Annotated in this window: 18 protein-coding genes and 1 pseudogene; 10 read left to right on the forward strand and 9 right to left on the reverse strand. The window is 65.1% G+C overall.

Translation table 11 applies throughout. From position 1 onward, the window contains the following. Positions 1–13 precede the first annotated feature (13 nt). From EJ078_RS14750 to EJ078_RS14760, 3 genes and pseudogenes are all read left to right on the forward strand, one after another. Positions 14–715, forward strand: coding sequence for a phosphatase PAP2 family protein (locus EJ078_RS14750; protein ID WP_067323413.1), 702 nt, complete (start codon positions 14–16; stop codon positions 713–715). Between the two features lie 93 nt (positions 716–808). Continuing rightward, entirely contained in the window at positions 809–1,078 is a 270-nt protein-coding gene (locus tag EJ078_RS14755) for a helix-turn-helix transcriptional regulator (RefSeq protein ID WP_067003144.1), read from the forward strand. Between the two features lie 16 nt (positions 1,079–1,094). Further along, positions 1,095–1,665, forward strand: a pseudogene (locus EJ078_RS14760) (STAS domain-containing protein); the annotation flags it as partial. A 14-nt stretch (positions 1,666–1,679) separates the two neighbouring features. Here the strand turns inward: EJ078_RS14760 and EJ078_RS14765 are convergent. Together EJ078_RS14765 and EJ078_RS14770 are read right to left on the reverse strand one after the other, a co-directional pair. Further along, positions 1,680–2,609, reverse strand: coding sequence for a DMT family transporter (locus EJ078_RS14765; protein WP_127213834.1), 930 nt, complete (start codon positions 2,607–2,609; stop codon positions 1,680–1,682). A 106-nt stretch (positions 2,610–2,715) separates the two neighbouring features. Then, complete coding sequence (locus EJ078_RS14770; RefSeq protein WP_127213833.1) at positions 2,716–3,576, reverse strand: ATP/GTP-binding protein; 861 nt, start codon at positions 3,574–3,576, stop codon at positions 2,716–2,718. Between the two features lie 112 nt (positions 3,577–3,688). On the opposite strand from EJ078_RS14770, the gene EJ078_RS14775 reads away from it, so the two are divergent. After that, the gene (locus EJ078_RS14775) at positions 3,689–4,483 is read left to right on the forward strand and encodes a helix-turn-helix transcriptional regulator (protein WP_127213832.1); all 795 of its coding nucleotides are present in this window, start codon (positions 3,689–3,691) and stop codon (positions 4,481–4,483) included. A gap of 3 nt (positions 4,484–4,486) precedes the next feature. Here EJ078_RS14775 and EJ078_RS14780 read toward each other — a convergent pair whose 3' ends face one another. After that, positions 4,487–5,425, reverse strand: coding sequence for a CHAD domain-containing protein (locus tag EJ078_RS14780; RefSeq protein WP_127213831.1), 939 nt, complete (start codon positions 5,423–5,425; stop codon positions 4,487–4,489). Beyond that, entirely contained in the window at positions 5,422–5,895 is a 474-nt protein-coding gene (locus tag EJ078_RS14785) for a CYTH domain-containing protein (protein ID WP_127213830.1), read from the reverse strand. Before EJ078_RS14785 ends, EJ078_RS14780 begins: the two co-directional genes overlap by 4 nt. A 90-nt stretch (positions 5,896–5,985) precedes the next feature. Here EJ078_RS14785 and EJ078_RS14790 point away from each other — a divergent pair, with 90 nt between their 5' ends. Genes EJ078_RS14790 through EJ078_RS14805 form a run of 4 tightly spaced genes read left to right on the forward strand, consistent with a single transcriptional unit; the run spans position 5,986 to position 9,702 of the window. Further along, positions 5,986–6,690, forward strand: coding sequence for a DUF1956 domain-containing protein (locus EJ078_RS14790; RefSeq protein ID WP_067323437.1), 705 nt, complete (start codon positions 5,986–5,988; stop codon positions 6,688–6,690). After that, positions 6,687–7,640 carry an HlyD family efflux transporter periplasmic adaptor subunit gene (locus EJ078_RS14795; protein WP_095799517.1) on the forward strand — a complete coding sequence of 318 codons (954 nt, stop codon included), beginning with the start codon at positions 6,687–6,689 and terminating at the stop codon, positions 7,638–7,640. The genes EJ078_RS14790 and EJ078_RS14795 overlap by 4 nt, the downstream gene beginning before the upstream one ends. Next, positions 7,637–8,557, forward strand: a complete 921-nt coding sequence (locus tag EJ078_RS14800; RefSeq protein ID WP_095825068.1) for an ABC transporter ATP-binding protein — start codon at positions 7,637–7,639, stop codon at positions 8,555–8,557. Before EJ078_RS14795 ends, EJ078_RS14800 begins: the two co-directional genes overlap by 4 nt. 8 nt (positions 8,558–8,565) lie before the next feature. Continuing rightward, positions 8,566–9,702: an ABC transporter permease gene (locus EJ078_RS14805; RefSeq protein ID WP_127217364.1), complete on the forward strand. Its 1,137-nt coding sequence runs from the start codon at positions 8,566–8,568 to the stop codon at positions 9,700–9,702. 15 nt (positions 9,703–9,717) lie between these two features. On the opposite strand, the gene EJ078_RS14810 is transcribed toward EJ078_RS14805, so the two are convergent. Continuing rightward, the gene (locus EJ078_RS14810) at positions 9,718–10,698 is read right to left on the reverse strand and encodes a threonine/serine dehydratase (RefSeq protein ID WP_127403349.1); all 981 of its coding nucleotides are present in this window, start codon (positions 10,696–10,698) and stop codon (positions 9,718–9,720) included. 313 nt (positions 10,699–11,011) lie between these two features. Further along, positions 11,012–11,335, reverse strand: coding sequence for a hypothetical protein (locus tag EJ078_RS14815; RefSeq protein ID WP_067324609.1), 324 nt, complete (start codon positions 11,333–11,335; stop codon positions 11,012–11,014). Positions 11,336–11,511: 176 nt separating this feature from the next. Between EJ078_RS14815 and mbfA the strand changes: the two genes are divergently transcribed. Beyond that, entirely contained in the window at positions 11,512–12,495 is a 984-nt protein-coding gene (gene mbfA / locus EJ078_RS14820) for an iron exporter MbfA (RefSeq protein WP_067003167.1), read from the forward strand. A 73-nt stretch (positions 12,496–12,568) separates the two neighbouring features. Here mbfA and EJ078_RS14825 read toward each other — a convergent pair whose 3' ends face one another. After that, positions 12,569–12,913: an antibiotic biosynthesis monooxygenase gene (locus EJ078_RS14825; RefSeq protein ID WP_127216012.1), complete on the reverse strand. Its 345-nt coding sequence runs from the start codon at positions 12,911–12,913 to the stop codon at positions 12,569–12,571. Continuing rightward, the gene (locus EJ078_RS14830; RefSeq protein ID WP_127216013.1) at positions 12,910–13,278 is read right to left on the reverse strand and encodes an NIPSNAP family protein; all 369 of its coding nucleotides are present in this window, start codon (positions 13,276–13,278) and stop codon (positions 12,910–12,912) included. Before EJ078_RS14830 ends, EJ078_RS14825 begins: the two co-directional genes overlap by 4 nt. 186 nt (positions 13,279–13,464) lie before the next feature. Between EJ078_RS14830 and EJ078_RS14835 the strand changes: the two genes are divergently transcribed. Further along, positions 13,465–14,139, forward strand: coding sequence for a winged helix-turn-helix domain-containing protein (locus EJ078_RS14835; RefSeq protein ID WP_127216014.1), 675 nt, complete (start codon positions 13,465–13,467; stop codon positions 14,137–14,139). A gap of 24 nt (positions 14,140–14,163) precedes the next feature. Here the strand turns inward: EJ078_RS14835 and ligD are convergent, their stop codons facing one another. Next, on the reverse strand, positions 14,164–16,677 hold the full coding sequence (ligD, locus tag EJ078_RS14840) for a DNA ligase D (protein ID WP_127216015.1): 2,514 nt from the start codon (positions 16,675–16,677) through the stop codon (positions 14,164–14,166). Between the last annotated feature and the right edge of the window lie 84 nt (positions 16,678–16,761).

Raw genomic sequence — 16,761 nt, forward strand, 5'->3', positions numbered from 1 at the left:
GAGCAGGCCCGGCATGAAATCGACCGCCAAGGCGCTGCTCAACAGAATAGAATTCCCGGTGCTTGCGGCCGGGCTGGCCATCGCCTGCGGGCTATGGGGCCTGGTGGAACTCATGGGCGTGGCGCGCGCCACGACTCCGCATGCGTTGGACACGGAAATCCTGCTCGCCTTCCGCCATGCCGGGCAGCCGGACAGCCCGATCGGTCCGCTTTGGCTGCAAGGCGCGGTGCGCGATATCACCGCGCTCGGCAGCACCAGCGTACTGGTGCTGATCACGACTGCGGTGATCGTCTATTTTCTGCTGATGCGCCGACCGGCGACCGCACTGTTCGTGTTCGTTTCGGTGGCGGGCGGTCAGGCGGCGTCCAGCCTGCTCAAGTTCGAGGTCGACCGGCCCCGCCCCGATCTCGTCTCGCATCTCGTCAACGAGACCTCGCTCTCCTTTCCGAGCGGCCATGCGATGCTGTCGGCGGTGACCTATCTCACGCTGGGCTCGCTCGCCGCGCGTTTCCTACCGAACCGCAGGACGAAGATCTTCGTGCTCGGCCTCGCCGTGCTCACCACGGTGCTGGTCGGAACCAGCCGCGTCTATCTCGGCGTGCATTGGCCGTCCGACGTGCTTGCCGGCTGGTGCGCCGGCTTTGCCTGGGCCATGTTGTGCTGGCTTGCAGCGCGCCTTCTGCAGCGGCGCAAAGTGGTGGCGGACAGCGAATGAGTGCTCATGTTTCAACTGTTTGTTATGATGCTTGAAACATCATGATCTTTGGATTATCCATTGATACTGCAGACTCAGACAGGGTTCTGGCCGATGATCACTGCCGCGCAGATGCGCGCCGCGAGGGCGTTGGCCGGTATCGACCAGAAAACGCTCGCCGAGCGCGCCGGGGTTTCGCTTCCGACCATCCAACGCATGGAAGCGAGTGAAGGTGTCGTCAGAGGCGTGGTCGATACGCTGATGAAGGTCATCCAGGCACTCGACGAGGCCGGGGTGGAGCTGATCGGCGAGAACCAGGCCAGCGAGCGCGGCGGCAGGGGCGTGCGTCTCAAGCCTGCCACGCCGCAGAACTCCCAAGGCTGAGCCGCACAAGAAGTCGCGACGGGCTTTCCTCACGCTCCTCAGAGCCTCGCGTGGCGACGCGCTGGTGCTGATGGCGACGTTCCTGATCGTCATCTTGCGCGATCTGACGGAAGGCATCGTCGTCGGGCTTCGCGCTCGGGTCGATCCTGTTCATCGATCGCATGGCCAAGTCCATCGCCGTCGAGGCCGATCTGCCGCTGGTGCCGGAGGACGTCGCCGATCGCGCCGCCACTTATGATTCAAGCCAGGCGGCAGACGCCGATACCGTCATCTATCGAATCTCCGGGGCCTTCTTCTTCGGTGCCGCCTCGACCGTCGGCGCCGTGCTCGACCGAATCGCAGACCAGCGCAAGAATTTCATCCTCGATTGCTCGGCGGTGCCGTTCCTCGACTCGACGGCGGCAAACGTCATCGGGGGTGCCGCGCACAAGGCCGGACGCGCCGGCGTGCGCTTCATCATCGCGGGCGCCGCGCCGCAGACACGGCGCATGCTGATCAACCAGGGCCTCAAGCGGCCGCTGGTCACCTATGCCGCCTCGATTCGCGACGCGCGGGCGCAGCTGAAAGCACAATCGCAGTCCGCGTAGAGCGACATGTTCTGTCAAACTGCCGCTTCGATCGGCTCGGCAAGTTTCGGGTTGGCGCGCGCCGCGATCAGGCAGCCGGCGACGATCAGGCAAGCCCCGGTCAGCGTGGTCCAGGCCACCTCCTCGCCGAAGAAGAACCAGCCGAGCGCGATCGCCCAGATGAAGGCCGAGTATTCCGTCGGGATGAGATATTGCGCTTCGGCGCGGGCGTAGGCCCAACTCATCAGGAATTGGCCGGCAAGCGACAGCATCGCCACCCCGACCAGGTGAAGCCACAGGTCACTCGGCAGCGCGACGGCGAGCCACGGCGCGGCGAGACCAAGGATGACCGCGATGCAGAGGTTCTGGAACAGCATGATCTCGACCGGCTTGGCCAACAGCGCCTGCCGCCGCGCGAGGATCAGATTGTAGCCATAGAACACCGTTGATACGAGCACCGCGGCCGTGCCCAGGAGCGCATCCTGCGAGTGGCCGGCCTGCCCGAACTGGCCGGCCAGAATGATCGCGACGCCGGCGATGCCGGCCAGCGACGCCCACACCGCCTGGCGCCGGATTCTCTCGCCCAGCAACAAGGCTGCGAGAAAAAGCGCAAACAGGGGCGCGACAAAGCTGAGCCCGATCGCCTCGGCGAGCGGCAATCTGGCGAGACCCCAAAAGAACGAGACCAGGACGATGCCGACGACCGCGGCGCGCAGCGCATGCAGCCCCAGCACCGGAAGAGCCGGCTTCGAGCGCGGCCCCGCCGACCAGGCGGCGCCCGCGATCAAGGTCGAGACCAGGCTGCGCCACAGCACGGTGTTGTACACACCGACCGCGATGACCAGGGACTTCATCGCCGCGTCCATCCCGGACAAAAGGAAGATCGCCAGTGCGCATACGAGCACCGGGATCATTGGCGACACGGCGGCGCCGGTCAGGCTGGATCTCTTCACGGCTTGGCCCATGTGACGGTTGCTGCCGGATATCCCGGAGCGAGCGGCTGAACCAGATGGCAGCCCCGTCGATATGGCGGTCCAGCCCCGATCGACCTCGTTCCCGCCGCAATCGTCCTCAGTCGAGCTTCAGCGCCGCGACCGCGCCTTCGTTCATCAGCGGAACATAGATGGTCGAGTTGCCGTCGGTGCCGATATCGGCGCTGCCCGGCTTGAAAGTGGCGATCGCTTCCGGCGCGCCGCCGCCCTTGTAGCGATAGAGCGTGCCGGTCATGTAGGCGGTGGCATAGATCGTGTCGCCGATGGCGATGACGCCGTCGAGGTCGGCAAAGTTTTGCGCGCCCGGCAGCGGCGTCACCTTCTTGCTGGCGAGGTCGACGGCCAGCAGGCCCCCCGGCGCCGCCGTGCTGAAATCGGGCTTGATGCCCCTGCCCCAGGACGCGACGATCAGCCGGTCGCCATCGGCGAAGACGCCATTGGGCGAGGCGAGCAGCGCATCCTTGATGAACAGCTCCGGTTTGTCGCCGTCGATACGGTAGATCGTGTCGGCGAGCATATCCGTAAAATAGACCTTGCCCGAGGCATCGGCGGTCATATCGTTGAGGAAGACGGCGCCGGGCACATCGATGGTAGAGACCAGCTTGCCGCTGGCGAGGTCGACGACGCGCACCTTGGTGATGTCGGCGGCGTAGAGCTTGCCGCCGGCAATCGCCATGCCCTTGGGCGCGTCCATGCCGTCCACCCAATGGCGGCTGATGACCTTGCCGTCCAGCGACAGCAGCGACAAATAGCCGTTGCCATCAGCTTCGCCCGGATTGCCAACGATGTTGGAGACGACGATGCGCTTGTTGGCGGCATCGACCAGCGCCGATTCCGGCTGCTCGAAGCCGCCGGCGCGCCAGATCTCGCCGGCCTCGGCGGTGGCAGCCGTTGCGATGCCGGCGATGGCGAGAAAGGTCGAAGCGATGAGGTTTTTCATGATGCTCTCCTGTGTTGACGGCCAAGAGCTAGGTTTTTCGATACTTTTCCGGAAGCCAGTTCGAGCGTAGTATCGAGGAGCGATGCGAATTCGCGCAAACGAGGTGCATTCCATGAACGGGCCGATCTTCGAGGCGCTGAAACGGACATTGAAGGCCAAGGGCCTGACCTACCGGGCGCTGGCCGAGCGCATGGGCGTTTCCGAGCCGACAGTGAAGCGCATCTTTCATGAGCGCAACTGCAAGCTCGATCGGCTGATACAAATCTGCGCCGCTGCGGACGTGGAACTGGAGAATGTGCTGGGCTCGATGAACCGGGGACCGGGACCGGCCAACCACGTCGCGCCGGAGATCGAGCGGAAGCTCGCCGCGCGGCCGGCGCTGCTCTTCGTCTTCATCATGCTGTCCGAAAAATTCACGCCAGAAGGCATCATGCGCTCACAGGGTCTCAGCGAAGCATCTATGTTCCTCTACCTGCGCGACCTGGAAGAGCTTGGGCTGGTGGCGCTCGGGCGCGGCCTGTCGGCAAGATTGCTGGTCGAGACACCGATCCAGTGGGATTTCGAGGGGCCGCTGCGGCCGCATTTCGAGACGACCAACAAGAATTTTGTCGGCTGGGCGATAACCCATCTGGAACGCGAAGCGACCTTCGTCAGCTTCTCGCGGCGCATGCGGCCGGAAACGGCGGAGATGGTGCGGCGCGAGGCGGAGGAGCTGGCGGAGCGCGCCAGGCTGCTTGCCCATCACGACCAGCACACCACGCCGGAAGAGCAGCTCATCGGCTACAAATGGACCTTCGCCTTCGGCGCGACGCCGTTTCCGGCGATCATGCCGATCGGACCGCATCCGCGCGATGCCGGCGCTCGGACGGATGCCGGGGCGAAAGCAAGGCGGCCGCTGCCGGCATAGGCGTCAGGCCGCGACCGGGCCGGCTTCCTCATGCGGCGGCGCGAGGTCGTCGCGAGCCTTGCGCGCGAGCTTTCTGGCCGAGCGCTTGGGGCTGTCGCCGAACAATTCGGCGGCATCGGCAAGACAGGTCTTGCTGAGGCTTTTTTCCGCACGCTTCAGCAGCTTGCGCAGAAGCCTGGTGTCTTCGGGCGGACCGAGCGGCTCGCCAGCGGCGACGAGCAGCGCGCGCATGACGAAGACGTCATGCAGCTCGCCCAGCCGTTCGCCAAGCTTGTCAACCGCCTTGCGGCGCGCCTTGATCGGCGCCGGCCACAGGCGGCCGAGCAGCGACAGATGCATCGAATGCGTCTTGCACGCCTTGCGCAGGTCGTGAAAGTCATCGGCCTCGCCGCGCGAGCTCGCCTTATCCAGCGCCTTTTTCGCCCGCCGCAAGGCGGCGCGGGCGCCTTCGGCCAGTATGTCGGCCGCCTGCTCGGGCTGATCGGGGAGCGACAGCCTGTCGATACGCTCCAGCCCTTCCCGGCAGGCAGTGACCGCGGCGTTTATGGCAGCGTCGAGACCGGGGCCGGCATGGAGCTCGTGCTGGCGCAGCACCAGCCGCTCGCGGACGGGATCGAGCTCGCCGGCCGCGGTTTCATCCGGAAAAGCGGAGCCCAGACGGTCGATGGTCTCGATGAGAGCGGTCGCCTCGCGCGGGCCGGCAAGCAGCGCCGACACCTGCTTGTAGCATTCGTTCTCGGTCTGGCAGAACGGTTCGTCTCCGGAACGAACCAGGCGCAACAAGGCGCGCACGCCCTTAAGCCGCTTACGGCACTTGTGCAGTCCCTGCTCCGGCTTGTCGCGCGCCGTCTCGAGTTGGCCAAGCGCCTTGCCGATCTCGTCAGCCAATATGCGCCTGACCTCGCCGGTCAGCGGCAAGCGCGGATCGATGCGAAAGCTCATGCGGCTATCTCCGGAATCCCGCCGAGGGCCAGCGACGCGTTGTAAAACCTCAACTCACCGGTGACCTCGCGACCGAGCCAGTCGGGCAGCATTTCGTCAGGCACGTCCTCCGGCGTCTCCAACTCCGCGACCACCAGCCCCGAGAGCACTCCGCCGAACACATCGACTTCATAGAGATAGCCGCGGTGCCTAACATGGTGACGTGTCTTCTCGATGACACGCCCGATCGCGAAGGCCATCAATTCCTCGGCCTCGGCGAGCGGGATCGGATATTCGAATTCGTCGCGCTCGCGCGCCTTGTTGCCGAACTTCAGCGTCAGCGCGGCGGAGCCTCCGTCGCTGATGCGTACGCGAACCGTGCGTCCAGGCTGCGCGGCGACGTAGAACTGACGAATGCGGATATGCGCCTCGACCAGGCTGCGCCAGGCGGGATCAGCGACCAGGAACTTGCGCTCGACTTCCTTGCCCATGGCCGCGCACTAAAGCCCGCCCGCAGGAAGATGGCAAGCCGCGTTGGAATTCAATTTGACTTTAATCAATCGATTGATTAAATAGATGGGATGAGCAAACAAACGAACGCCAAAGGGCCGCAACGCGAAGCCTCTCCCGCCGATCAAACGCGCGCGGCGCTGGTGCAGGCCGCGCTGAAGCTGTTCGGCCGGCAGGGCTTCGACGGCACCTCGACGCGCGAGATCGCGGCCGAGGCCAAGGCCAATATCGGCTCGATCGCCTATCATTTCGGCGGCAAGGAGGGGCTGCGCGCCGCCGCCGCCGACTTCATCGTCGAGACCATCCAGGGGATCGCCGGCCAGGCGCTCGGCGCACCCCAGCCGGCGGCCCCTTCGAGCCCGGAAGCCGCCCGGGCGCAGCTCTTTGCCGCGCTGGCGCGGATGGTCGGCTTTGTCGTGGCAAGTCCCCAGGCCGGCGAGATCGTACAATTCGTACTGCGCGAGCTCTCGCATCCGACGGCGGCGCTCGACCGCATTTATGCCGGCGTGTTCGAACCGACGCATCGCCGGCTGTGCCAGATCTGGGAGCAGGCGACCGGCGAACCGGCCGAGAGCGAGGCCACGAGGCTCACCGTGTTCACCATCATCGGGCAGGTCATCTATTTCCGCATCGGACGCGAGGCGGTGATGCGCAGGATGGGCTGGCGCGAGATCGGCGACAAGGAGGCCGCCAAGGTCGTGGCGGTCGCGACCGACAACCTCAGGGCAATGCTTGCGGCGCGCGACGCAGCCGCCGGCAGGAAGGTCAAATCATGAGCTTACTCTGTTCGCTGCCGCTCGCGGCCCAGCTGTTCGGCGCCTGCGCGCCGGCCGCCCCGCTTGCCGTCGGCTATGTCGAAGGCGAATATGTGCTGCTGGCGCCGATCGAAGTCGCGCAGGTCGAGACCGTGACGGTCAAGCGCGGCGACCGTGTCGAGTCGGGCGCGCCGGTGGTGACGCTGGAAAGCGCCGATGCCAAGATCGCCGTGGCGCAAGCCCAGGCCGCGCTCGCCCAAGCGCAGGCGCAGCTTGCCGACCTCAAGGTGGGCAAGCGGCCGGAAGAGATCGCCGTGCTCAAGGCGCAGGTGGACATGGCGAAGGCGCAGGCTGCCGACGCCAAACGCAAATATGACCGCGCCAGCGATCTCTACAAGCGCGGCACCGGCACCCAGGCCGATTACGACACGGCCTCGGCTTCGCTGGAGACCGCCAACGCGCAGGTCGGCCAGGCGGAGGCGAACCTTGCCGTCGGCGGCCTGCCGGCGCGGGCCGAAACGATCAGAGCTGCCGAGAACCAGGTCAAGCAGGCGCAATCGGAATTGGGGCAGGCCGAGTGGCGCCTGTCCAAGCGCGTGCTGGCGGCGCCTTCGCCCGGCCGCATCGACGACGTGATCCGCAATCCCGGCGATACGGCCGGACCGACCGCGCCGGTGATCTCGATGCTGCCCGACGGCGCGGTAAAACTCAGCGTCTATGTGCCGGAGACGGCCTTCTCCTCGGTCAAGGTCGGCACCCTGCTCAGCGTCCGTTGCGACGGCTGCGGGCCGGATTTGAAGGCACGCGTCAGCTATGTGTCGCCCGATCCCGAGTTCACCCCGCCGGTGATCTACTCGCTCGAGAACCGGCAGAAGCTGGTCTATCTCGTCGAGGCGCGGCCGGAGGGCGATGCCCATCCGCTGCAGCCCGGCCAGATCGTCGATGTCGACCTGGCGGATATTGACAGATGAACGTCATCGACGTCCGTGGGTTGGTCAAGCGCTTCGGCGACAAGACCGTCGTCGACCATGTCACGATGGCGGTTGCCGAGGGCGAGATCGTCGGTTTCCTCGGGCCGAACGGCTCGGGCAAGACGACGACCATCCGCATCATGTGCGGGCTTTTGACGCCGGATGCGGGCGAGGGCACGGTGCTCGGCTTCGACATCCTTACCGACGCGCTCAAGATCAAGCGCGAAGTCGGGTACATGACGCAGAAATTCTCGTTCTACGAGGATCTGACGATCGGCGAGAATCTCGAATTCGTGGCGCGGCTCTACCAGCTGAAGCCGGTCGAGGAGTATGTCTCGCAAACGCTGCAGGAACTCGGCCTGACGACGCGCCGCAACCAGCTCGCCGGCACGCTTTCCGGCGGCTGGAAGCAGCGGCTGGCACTCGCTGCCTGCATCATGCACAAGCCGAAGCTGCTGCTGCTCGACGAGCCGACGGCTGGCGTCGACCCGAAGGCACGGCGCGAGTTCTGGGACGAGATCCACCGCCTGGCCAGCGGCGGGCTCACCGTGCTGGTCTCCACCCATTACATGGACGAGGCCGAGCGCTGCCACCGCATCAGCTACATCTCCTACGGCAAGATGCTGGCCACCGGCACCGTGGACGAGGTGGTGAGGAATGCCGGCCTTACCACCTTCGTGCTGCAGGGACCGCGGCTCGACCGCGTGGCCGAGGCGCTGCAGGGGCGTCCGGGCGTCGACCAGGTGGCGCCGTTCGGCGCCACGCTGCATGTCGTCGGCTCCGACAAGGCAGCCCTCGAAAAGGCGCTCGCCGATGTCGAGAAGGAGCACAAAGGGGTGACGGTGGCGCCGGGCGAGACCAGCCTGGAAGATGTCTTCATCCAGTTCATGTCCGGCTCGAAGGACAACATGGCATGAGAGATGGCGTGAGAGCGATCTTTTCCTTCTCGAGACTCGGCGCGCTGCTGATCAAGGAATTCATCCAGATGCGGCGCGACCGCATCACCTTCGCCATGATGCTGGGCGTGCCGCTGATACAGCTGGTGCTGTTCGGCTATGCCATCAACAACGACCCGAAGAGCCTGCCGGCAGCACTCGTCGCGACCAGCAGCGATCCCTACACGCGGGCGATGGTCTCGGCGCTGCAGACCACCGGCTACTATCGCTTCGACCATGTGGCGCAAAGTGCGTCGCAAGCCGAGTTCCTGATGTCGCGCGGCGACGTCGCCTTCGTCGTCACCATCCCGGCCGATTTCGCGCGACGGGTGGAGCGCGGCGACAATCCGCAGATCCTGATCGAGGCGGACGCCACCGATCCGGCGGTGGCGAGCGGTGCCATCTCGACGCTGAGCACCGTCGCCGGCCAGGCGCTGCTGAGAGCGCAAGGCATGCAGGAAGCGGCGAAGGAGGCGGCGCGCGGCCAGCTCAATGTCGTCGTGCACCGGCGCTACAATCCGGAAGGCATCTCGCAATACAACATCGTTCCCGGCCTGCTCGGCGTCATCCTGCAGATGACCATGGTGATGATGACCTCGATCGCGCTGACGCGCGAGACCGAGCGCGGCACGATGGAAAACCTTTTGGCCATGCCGTCCAGCCCGCTTGAGATCATGCTGGGCAAGGTGCTGCCTTACCTGGTGGTCGGCGCGGTGCAGGTGGTGGTGGTGCTGGCAGCGGCGAAGCTCCTGTTTTCCATTCCCTTCATGGGATCGCTGTCGCTCCTGCTCTCGGCGGTGCTGGTGTTCGTGCTGGCGCTGGTGCTGCTTGGCTACACGATTTCGACGATCGCGCGCACGCAGATGCAGGCGCTGCAGCTCACCTTCTTCTTCTTCCTGCCCTCGATCATGCTGTCGGGCTTCATGTTCCCCTATCGCGGCATGCCGGGCTGGGCGCAGATCCTTGGCGAGATCTTTCCGCTGACGCATTTCTTGCGCATCACCCGCGCCGTCATGCTGAAGAGCGCGGAACTGCCGGCTGTGGCGACCGAGATCGGCTGGCTGGTGGTGTTCGTGGCGTTGTTTGCCGGCGTTGCGCTGGTGCGGTTCCGGCGGACGCTGGATTGAGCGGCGACTGACCGATCAGGCCGCCGCCGCCATGATCTCCGCGTAGGTGCCGAAATCGACATTGCCGCCGGAAAGCACCACCGCCACGCATTTGCCGGCGAGATCGATCTCGCCGGACGCGAGCGCCGCGAGCGCAACGCAGCCGCCGGGCTCGACCACCAGCTTCAAGTACGCCATGGCGTCGCGCATGGCTTGCGCCGTGGCCTTGTCCGAGACGGCGATGGCGCCGGCGAGGTTTTTGCGGTTGATCTCAAAGGTGATGGCACCGGGCTCGGCGGTCAGGATCGCATCGCAAATAGAGGTGTGGCCGGGCTCATTCGAGACCCGGTCACCCTTGGCGAGCGAGCGGCGCGTGTCGTCGAAATGCTCCGGCTCGACCGCCCAGACTTGCGTCTGTGCCGAGGCGTCCTTCACCGCGACGGAAATGCCGCTCGACAGACCCCCGCCGCCGCAGGGCACGACAACTGCGTCCAGGCTGACGCCCAACGCCTTCGCTTGGCGCACCAGCTCCAGCCCGATGGTGCCCTGGCCGGCAATGATGGCCGGATCGTCGAAAGGCGGCACCAGCGCCATGCCCTTCTCGATATAGGGGCGAACGATGGTCATGCGGTCGTCCTTGAAGCGGTCGAAAGGCACCACCTCGGCGCCCATCTTGCGCACATTGCCGACCTTGAGCGCCGGCGCGTCCGCGGGCATGGCAATGACCGCCCTGACGCCGAACATGGCGGCCGAAGCGGCGACGCCCTGCGCGTGATTGCCGGACGAAAAGGCGACGACGCCGCGGCTGCGCTCTTCTTCGCATAAGCACGACAATTTGTTGTAGGCGCCGCGGATCTTGAAGGAACCGGTGCGCTGCAGCGTCTCCGGCTTGAACAGGATGCGGCCGCCATAGCGCTTGTTGAGCTCCGGCGATTCGATCAGCGGCGTTTCGACGATCAGCCCGGAAAGCCTGGCGGCAGCGGCGTGGATGTCGGAGATGCCGGGGAGGGCGGTCATGGTGGGCCTCGTGAGAATGATGCACATATGCTGCACGGAAAACGCCGCGGCGCGCCAACGAAAAAATGTGATGGAGACAATATTGGCGATGATAGCGTCGACGGCCGTCACCTTCGTCAGTCTCAGTCGGAGCAAGGAGCGAAGCGACGCGGGAATCCATGTCGGCACCTTCGCGATGCGGGCAGCCGAAGCAGAACGGACACTCTTCGCAGGGTCCTCCAGAGCGCGCTCTCGCTTCTGCATTCCGTGATAGCGCTCGCGGCATGATCCTCGGGTCAAGCCCGAGGATGACGAAGCGAAGGGCGGCCGCTGCTCACCCCAGCAGCGCGCGCGTCCGCTTCTTGCCGCCGAGCTTGCGCCAGCTGTTGAAACGATGCGTGGCGGCAGCAAAAGAGATCTTCATCTGCTGGGCGACCGTGTAGCGCGACTTGCCGTCGTCGAACATGCGGTAGCAGCATTCGACGCCTTCCTCGGTCAGCTTGCCGTCCAGCGTCTTGTTGTGCGGATTGGCGGGGTCGAATTTTTCGGCCTGCTGCTCGACCAGGCCTTTGAGCCGCTCCAGGTCGGCCTCGATGCTGGCGATGAGATCGAGAACCGGCTTTGGATCGAATGCGTGCGGGGGCTTCTTGTCCGTCATCCCGTGTTTCCTTCGTTTTTGGCTAATGCGTTCCATATAGGTGAACATTCGGCAATAATGAAGGGTGCGAGCGGAAAGCTGGATCGACGAATTCTGCCTGTCCCGCGGCGTTCGCGATTGACCCTCGGCAAACGATTCCCTAGTTTAGAATCGTTCTAAACTAAGGTGATTTTCTCATGCTTTCCCGTGTTTTCGGCTTTGGCCGCCGCTCCTTCGATTCGCTGTCGGAGCAGGAAATCCTGGCGCTGGCGATTTCGTCGGAGGAGGACGACGGACGCATTTACCGGGCCTATGCCGACGGGCTGGCACAAGAGTTTCCACAATCGGCCAAGGTGTTCGAGGCCATGGCGGAGGAGGAAGACGGCCACCGCGATTCCCTCATCGAGCTTCACCGCAAGCGCTTCGGCGAGCGCATCCCGCTGATCCGGCGCGAGCATGTGCGAGGCTACTACGAACGCAAGCCCGACTGGCTGGTGCGGCCGCTCGGCATCGAGCATGTGCGCCGTCAGGCCGAGGACATGGAGCGGCAGGCTTATCGCTTCTATGTCGAGGCGGCCAAGCGCACCACCGATGCGTCGACCCGGAAGCTGCTCGACGAGCTGGCGGCGGCGGAACTCGGCCACGAGAACTCCGCGCATGAACTCGAACAGGAGCACGTCCCGGGCGAGGTGAAGGAGGAGGAAGCGACAACCGAGCAGCGCCAGTTCATCCTCACCTATGTGCAGCCGGGGCTGGCCGGGCTGATGGACGGGTCGGTGTCGACCCTGGCGCCGATCTTCGCCGCCGCCTTCGCCACCCATGCAACCTTCCAGACCTTCCTCGTCGGCCTCGCCGCCTCGATCGGCGCCGGCATCTCGATGGGCTTCACCGAGGTGGCTTCCGACGACGGCAAACTTTCGGGGCGCGGCTCGCCGGTGAAGCGGGGGCTCACCGTCGGCATCATGACGACGCTGGGGGGACTCGGCCACGCGCTGCCCTATCTCATTCCCTATTTCTGGACGGCAACGATCGTTGCCGCGATCGTCGTGTTTTTCGAACTGTGGGCGATCGCCTTCATCCAGAACCGCTACATGCAGACGCCGTTCTGGCGCGCCGCCTTCCAGGTGGTGCTGGGCGGCGCGCTGGTGTTCGGAGCGGGTGTGCTGATCGGCAATGCGTGAGGGCCGACCCTCCTTCTCCCCTTGCGGGCCAATTACGCATCAGGCCCACAAGGGGAGAAGGGAGAGCCGCGTTTCACCCATTCACCATGCGGCTGTCTTCGGGCGCTTCAGCCCTTTCATTTAGCCCGTAATCGCGCACCACATGGGCGATGCGCAGACGATAGCCGGCAAAGATGCCGCCACGGCCGGCCTTCTGCGCCTGCCGGTGCTCCTCGGTGTTGCGCCAGGCCTTGACGGCTTCCTCGTCGCGCCAGAAGGACAGCGAGAGCACGCGCCTCGGATCGGTCAGGCTCTGGAAGCGCTCGACCGAGATGAAGCTATCGATGCCGTCGAGCAGGGGCTTGAGCTCGGCGGCGATGCCAAGATAGGCGTCACGTTTTCCCTCCGCCGGCTCGACTTCGAAGATGACGGCGATCATGCCTCTATCCCTTCTTTGACCGTTACGTCGGTGCGAAAGACCTGCCTCGGGCCATGCGGTGCCGAGACCAGTTTCAGGAAGATCCGGTCTTCCTTGAGAATGAATTTCTCGCGCCGCGCGAACTCATAGTTTGCCTTGCCGGCCGGGTCGGCGGCAAGCCGCGCGCGATAGGCTTCGTAGGCCGCGAGGTTCTCGATGTTGTAGGCCGCGTAAGCCGTGGTGGCCGAACCCTCATGCGGCGCGAAATAGCCGATCAGCTCGGCGCCGCTGCGCGGAATGGCCTGACCCCAGGCGCGCGCATATTGCTCGAACGCGGCCTTGCCGAAAGGGTCGATCTCGTAGCGGATGAAGCAGGTGACGGTCATTTCGGTCTCCTCGTCGATTGGCTTACTGGGTCGGTGGGCTTGCTGGCGGCGACGGTTCGACCACGGTCGAAACATCGCTTCACCGGCTGTGCTAGACGTTCTGGTGTCAGCAGCGTTTGCCGAGCTCCTTGAGCTCGCCTGAGAATAGTGCTTCCCTCACGGGAATGCTTCGATGAGGATCGAACTATGCGTGAAGGACCCGATATCGCCCGCATCGCCAGCCTGGTCGGCGACCCGGCCCGCGCCAACATGCTCAACGCGCTGATGGGCGGCACGGCGCTGACCGCGTCGGAGCTGGCGCTTGAAGCCGGCGTGTCGCTGCCCACCGCGTCCTCGCATCTGTCCAAGCTGATGGACGGCGGGTTGCTGACGCTGGCGAGCCAGGGCCGGCATCGCTACTACGGCCTTGCCGGCCCGCAGGTGGCGGGCATGCTCGAGGCGATCATCGGCGTCGCCGAGGCGGTCGGCCCGAAGCGGGTGCGGCCCGGCCCGCGCGACGCGGCCATGCGCGTGGCGCGGGTGTGCTACGACCATCTTGCCGGCGAGCAGGCGGTGGCGATGCTCGACCGTCTGGTCGACCGGAAGCTGCTGCTGCGCCAGGAGAACGAGATCAGGCTGTCGCCGTCAGCCATTTCGCATTTCGCCGCGCTCGGCATCGAGATCGACAGCAAAGCGAAGCGGCCGATCTGCCGCGCCTGCCTCGACTGGAGCGTGCGGCGCTCGCATCTGGCCGGCGCGCTGGGCGCCGCCATCCTCGACAAGGTCATCGTCAAAAAATGGGCGCGGCGCGACAAGGACAGCCGCGCCGTGGTGTTCTCGCCGAAGGGCAAGCAGGAGTTCGAGAGGGTATTTCTGGCGTGACGGACTGGCCGGCTCGGCTGTTGGCTAAGCCCGCTTGAGCGGTTTGCCCAGCTTGAAGAAATCCGCCCACGGATCGGCCTTCTTCAGCTGCTTTAGCGTCGTGGCGTCGCCGAGCGGAAACGCATTGGGCGGCAGGCCCTTCTCGATCTCCGGCCAGGTCACCGGCATCGACACCGTCGCGCCCTTCTTGGCGCGCGAGGAATAGGGCGCGACCGTGGTCGCGCCGCGGCCGTTGCGCAGATAGTCGACGAAGATCTTGCCGGTGCGCGCCTTCTTCGACAGCGTCGCCGTGTAGCGGTCGGGCGCGGCCTGCTCCAGGGCGCGGGCGAAATTATGGGCGAAGTCCTTCACCTCGTCCCATTCGGCGGAGGGCTTGAGCGGCACCAGCACGTGATAGCCCTTGCCGCCAGACGTCTTGACCAGCGTCGGCAGCGACAGGTCGTTCAGCTTGGCTCGGATATCGAGGGCGGCGGCACGCACCGCCTCGACCCCGATGCCCTCGTCCGGATCGAGGTCGAAGATGATCTGGTCTGGCTTTTCCAGTTCGTCGACGGTCGAGCCCCAGATATGAACCTCGACGACGCCGTATTGAACAAGGGCTGCAAGCCCGTCGAAATCCCTGATGAACAAGATCTCCTCGCCGTCGGTCGGATCGTTCATCCTGGCGATCTTGTCGCTCATGCCCGGTGAGGCATGTTTTTGGAAGAAGCGCTGGCCATGGATGCCGTCGGGCGCCCGCACAAGGCTGAGCGGCCGGTTGACGACGAATGGCTCAATTCGCGGCCAAACCAGGGCGTAGTGATCGAGGAGATCCTGCTTGGAGACCTTTTCGTCGGGCCACAGCAGCTTGTCGGGATGCGACAGCTTCACCGAGGTCTTCGCCGTTCCGGCCGAGGTTTTTGTCTCGGTCCTGCCGCTGCTCGCCTTTGCTCCGCTTTTTGTCTTGCCGTCGGCTTGCTTCGGCTTTTCCTGCACCACGTCCTCCGCCGGCTTGTCCTCGCGCAGCCCCTGGAACGAGGCGTGGCGGATTATATGGTCGGATGTCCAGCTGCGGAACTCCACTTCGCCGACAAGCTCGGGCTTGACCCAGACGAGGCCCTTGCCCTTCGGCACGGCGGCAGAAAAAGGCGACTTCGTCGTCTTGAGGCTGTCGAGTTTTTTCTTGAGGTCCGCAGCCACCTTGCCGGAAAAGCCGGTGCCGACGCGGCCGGCATAGTTGAGCTTGCCGCCTTCATGATAGCCGACCAGCAGCGAGCGCAGGCCGCGCCCGGTCTTGTCCGAGGGCAAGTAGCCGCCGATGACGAATTCCTGGCGCAGCGTGCACTTCGACTTGATCCAGGTGAGGCCGCGGCCGCTGCGATAGGGCGCGTCGGCACGTTTCGACACCACGCCTTCGAGACCCATGCGGCAGACATGCTGCAGCATGACGCTGCCTGGTTCCGCAAAATGATCGCTGAAGCGGACGGCGGATTGCTCCGACCGCTCGCCGAGCAGTTCGGCCAGCGCCTGCTTGCGCTCGACCAGCGGCTCGCGGCGAAGGTCCTCGCCATTGAGCCGCATCAGGTCGAAGACGTAGTAGATGAAGCGGTCGGTGCGGCCGGCCGAGAGATCCGCCTGCAGCATGGCGAAGGAGGACACGCCGCTGTCGGCCAACACGACGATCTCGCCGTCGATGATGGCGTCGCGGCATTTCAGTCCGGCAAGCTCGGCCACGACCGGACCTTCGAACTTCTTCGTCCAGTCAAGGCCGGTGCGGGTCAGCAGCCGGACATCGCTGCCGGCGATCTGCGCCTGCATGCGGTAGCCGTCGAACTTCACCTCATGCACCCATTCCTCGCCGGAAGGCGCATTCTTTTCGAGCGTCGCCAGCTGCGGCTCGACGAATTCGAGGCGTGGGGATTTTGCCTTGCCTGCAGCCGGCTTGTTGGAATGCCAGACCCTTGGTTTGGCGCCCTTGGCCGTCTTGCCTTCGCCGATCTCCTCGATGGTCAAGCCCGACTTTACCGATTGCGGCGCCTCTCCAAGTATGTCTTCACCAGGGCGGGCGGCGGCGTCATTGGATTTGATCAGCAGCCAGTTGTCGCGCTTTTCGCGCGGGCGCGGCTTCAGCCTGACCAGATGCCAGCGGCCGTTGAGCTTCTGGCCTTCGAGCTCGAAGTCGATATGGCCCTTCTTCATCCCCTTGGCCGGATCGCCGTCGGGGATCCACCGGCCTTCGTCCCAGACGAGGACGGAACCGCCGCCATATTCGCCCTTCGGAATGGTGCCCTCGAAAGACGCATAGTCGATCGGGTGGTCCTCGACATGCACCGCCAGCCGCCTCTCGTGCGGGTCGAGACTCGGTCCGCGCGTGACCGCCCAGCTCCACAACACGCCATCATGCTCGAGCCGAAAGTCATAGTGGAGCCGCGTCGCGGCATGCTTCTGGACAACGAAGATGCCGCCGGCGTCGGTCTTCTTGCTGGGCGCGAGCTGGCCGGCCGGCTCCGAGGTTTTCCGGAAATCGCGCTTGGCGTGGTATTGCTCGAGGCCGGCCATGACATCGTGCTCCTATGCGGATCTGCGCCTGGACGTAGACGCCACGGCGACCTCCCTGGCAGGCGGGTGCCATCGCAACGGCCA

Source organism: Mesorhizobium sp. M1A.F.Ca.IN.022.06.1.1 (assembly GCF_003952605.1).
Taxonomy (GTDB): Bacteria; Pseudomonadota; Alphaproteobacteria; order Rhizobiales; family Rhizobiaceae; genus Mesorhizobium.

What these genes read in the sequence shown, in the direction of transcription:
- ligD (WP_127216015.1), bottom strand. Translation starts at nt 16,677, where the DNA reads ATGGCCGGCCTCGAGCAATACCACGCCAAGCGCGATTTCCGGAAAACC.
- EJ078_RS14830 (WP_127216013.1), bottom strand. Translation starts at nt 13,278, where the DNA reads ATGACCGTCACCTGCTTCATCCGCTACGAGATCGACCCTTTCGGCAAG.
- EJ078_RS14825 (WP_127216012.1), bottom strand. Translation starts at nt 12,913, where the DNA reads ATGATCGCCGTCATCTTCGAAGTCGAGCCGGCGGAGGGAAAACGTGAC.
- EJ078_RS14835 (WP_127216014.1), top strand. Translation starts at nt 13,465, where the DNA reads ATGCGTGAAGGACCCGATATCGCCCGCATCGCCAGCCTGGTCGGCGAC.
- EJ078_RS14750 (WP_067323413.1), top strand. Translation starts at nt 14, where the DNA reads ATGAAATCGACCGCCAAGGCGCTGCTCAACAGAATAGAATTCCCGGTG.
- EJ078_RS14815 (WP_067324609.1), bottom strand. Translation starts at nt 11,335, where the DNA reads ATGACGGACAAGAAGCCCCCGCACGCATTCGATCCAAAGCCGGTTCTC.
- EJ078_RS14765 (WP_127213834.1), bottom strand. Translation starts at nt 2,609, where the DNA reads ATGGGCCAAGCCGTGAAGAGATCCAGCCTGACCGGCGCCGCCGTGTCG.
- EJ078_RS14790 (WP_067323437.1), top strand. Translation starts at nt 5,986, where the DNA reads ATGAGCAAACAAACGAACGCCAAAGGGCCGCAACGCGAAGCCTCTCCC.
- EJ078_RS14800 (WP_095825068.1), top strand. Translation starts at nt 7,637, where the DNA reads ATGAACGTCATCGACGTCCGTGGGTTGGTCAAGCGCTTCGGCGACAAG.
- EJ078_RS14775 (WP_127213832.1), top strand. Translation starts at nt 3,689, where the DNA reads ATGAACGGGCCGATCTTCGAGGCGCTGAAACGGACATTGAAGGCCAAG.
- EJ078_RS14810 (WP_127403349.1), bottom strand. Translation starts at nt 10,698, where the DNA reads ATGACCGCCCTCCCCGGCATCTCCGACATCCACGCCGCTGCCGCCAGG.
- mbfA (WP_067003167.1), top strand. Translation starts at nt 11,512, where the DNA reads ATGCTTTCCCGTGTTTTCGGCTTTGGCCGCCGCTCCTTCGATTCGCTG.
- EJ078_RS14795 (WP_095799517.1), top strand. Translation starts at nt 6,687, where the DNA reads ATGAGCTTACTCTGTTCGCTGCCGCTCGCGGCCCAGCTGTTCGGCGCC.
- EJ078_RS14755 (WP_067003144.1), top strand. Translation starts at nt 809, where the DNA reads ATGATCACTGCCGCGCAGATGCGCGCCGCGAGGGCGTTGGCCGGTATC.
- EJ078_RS14780 (WP_127213831.1), bottom strand. Translation starts at nt 5,425, where the DNA reads ATGAGCTTTCGCATCGATCCGCGCTTGCCGCTGACCGGCGAGGTCAGG.
- EJ078_RS14770 (WP_127213833.1), bottom strand. Translation starts at nt 3,576, where the DNA reads ATGAAAAACCTCATCGCTTCGACCTTTCTCGCCATCGCCGGCATCGCA.
- EJ078_RS14785 (WP_127213830.1), bottom strand. Translation starts at nt 5,895, where the DNA reads ATGGGCAAGGAAGTCGAGCGCAAGTTCCTGGTCGCTGATCCCGCCTGG.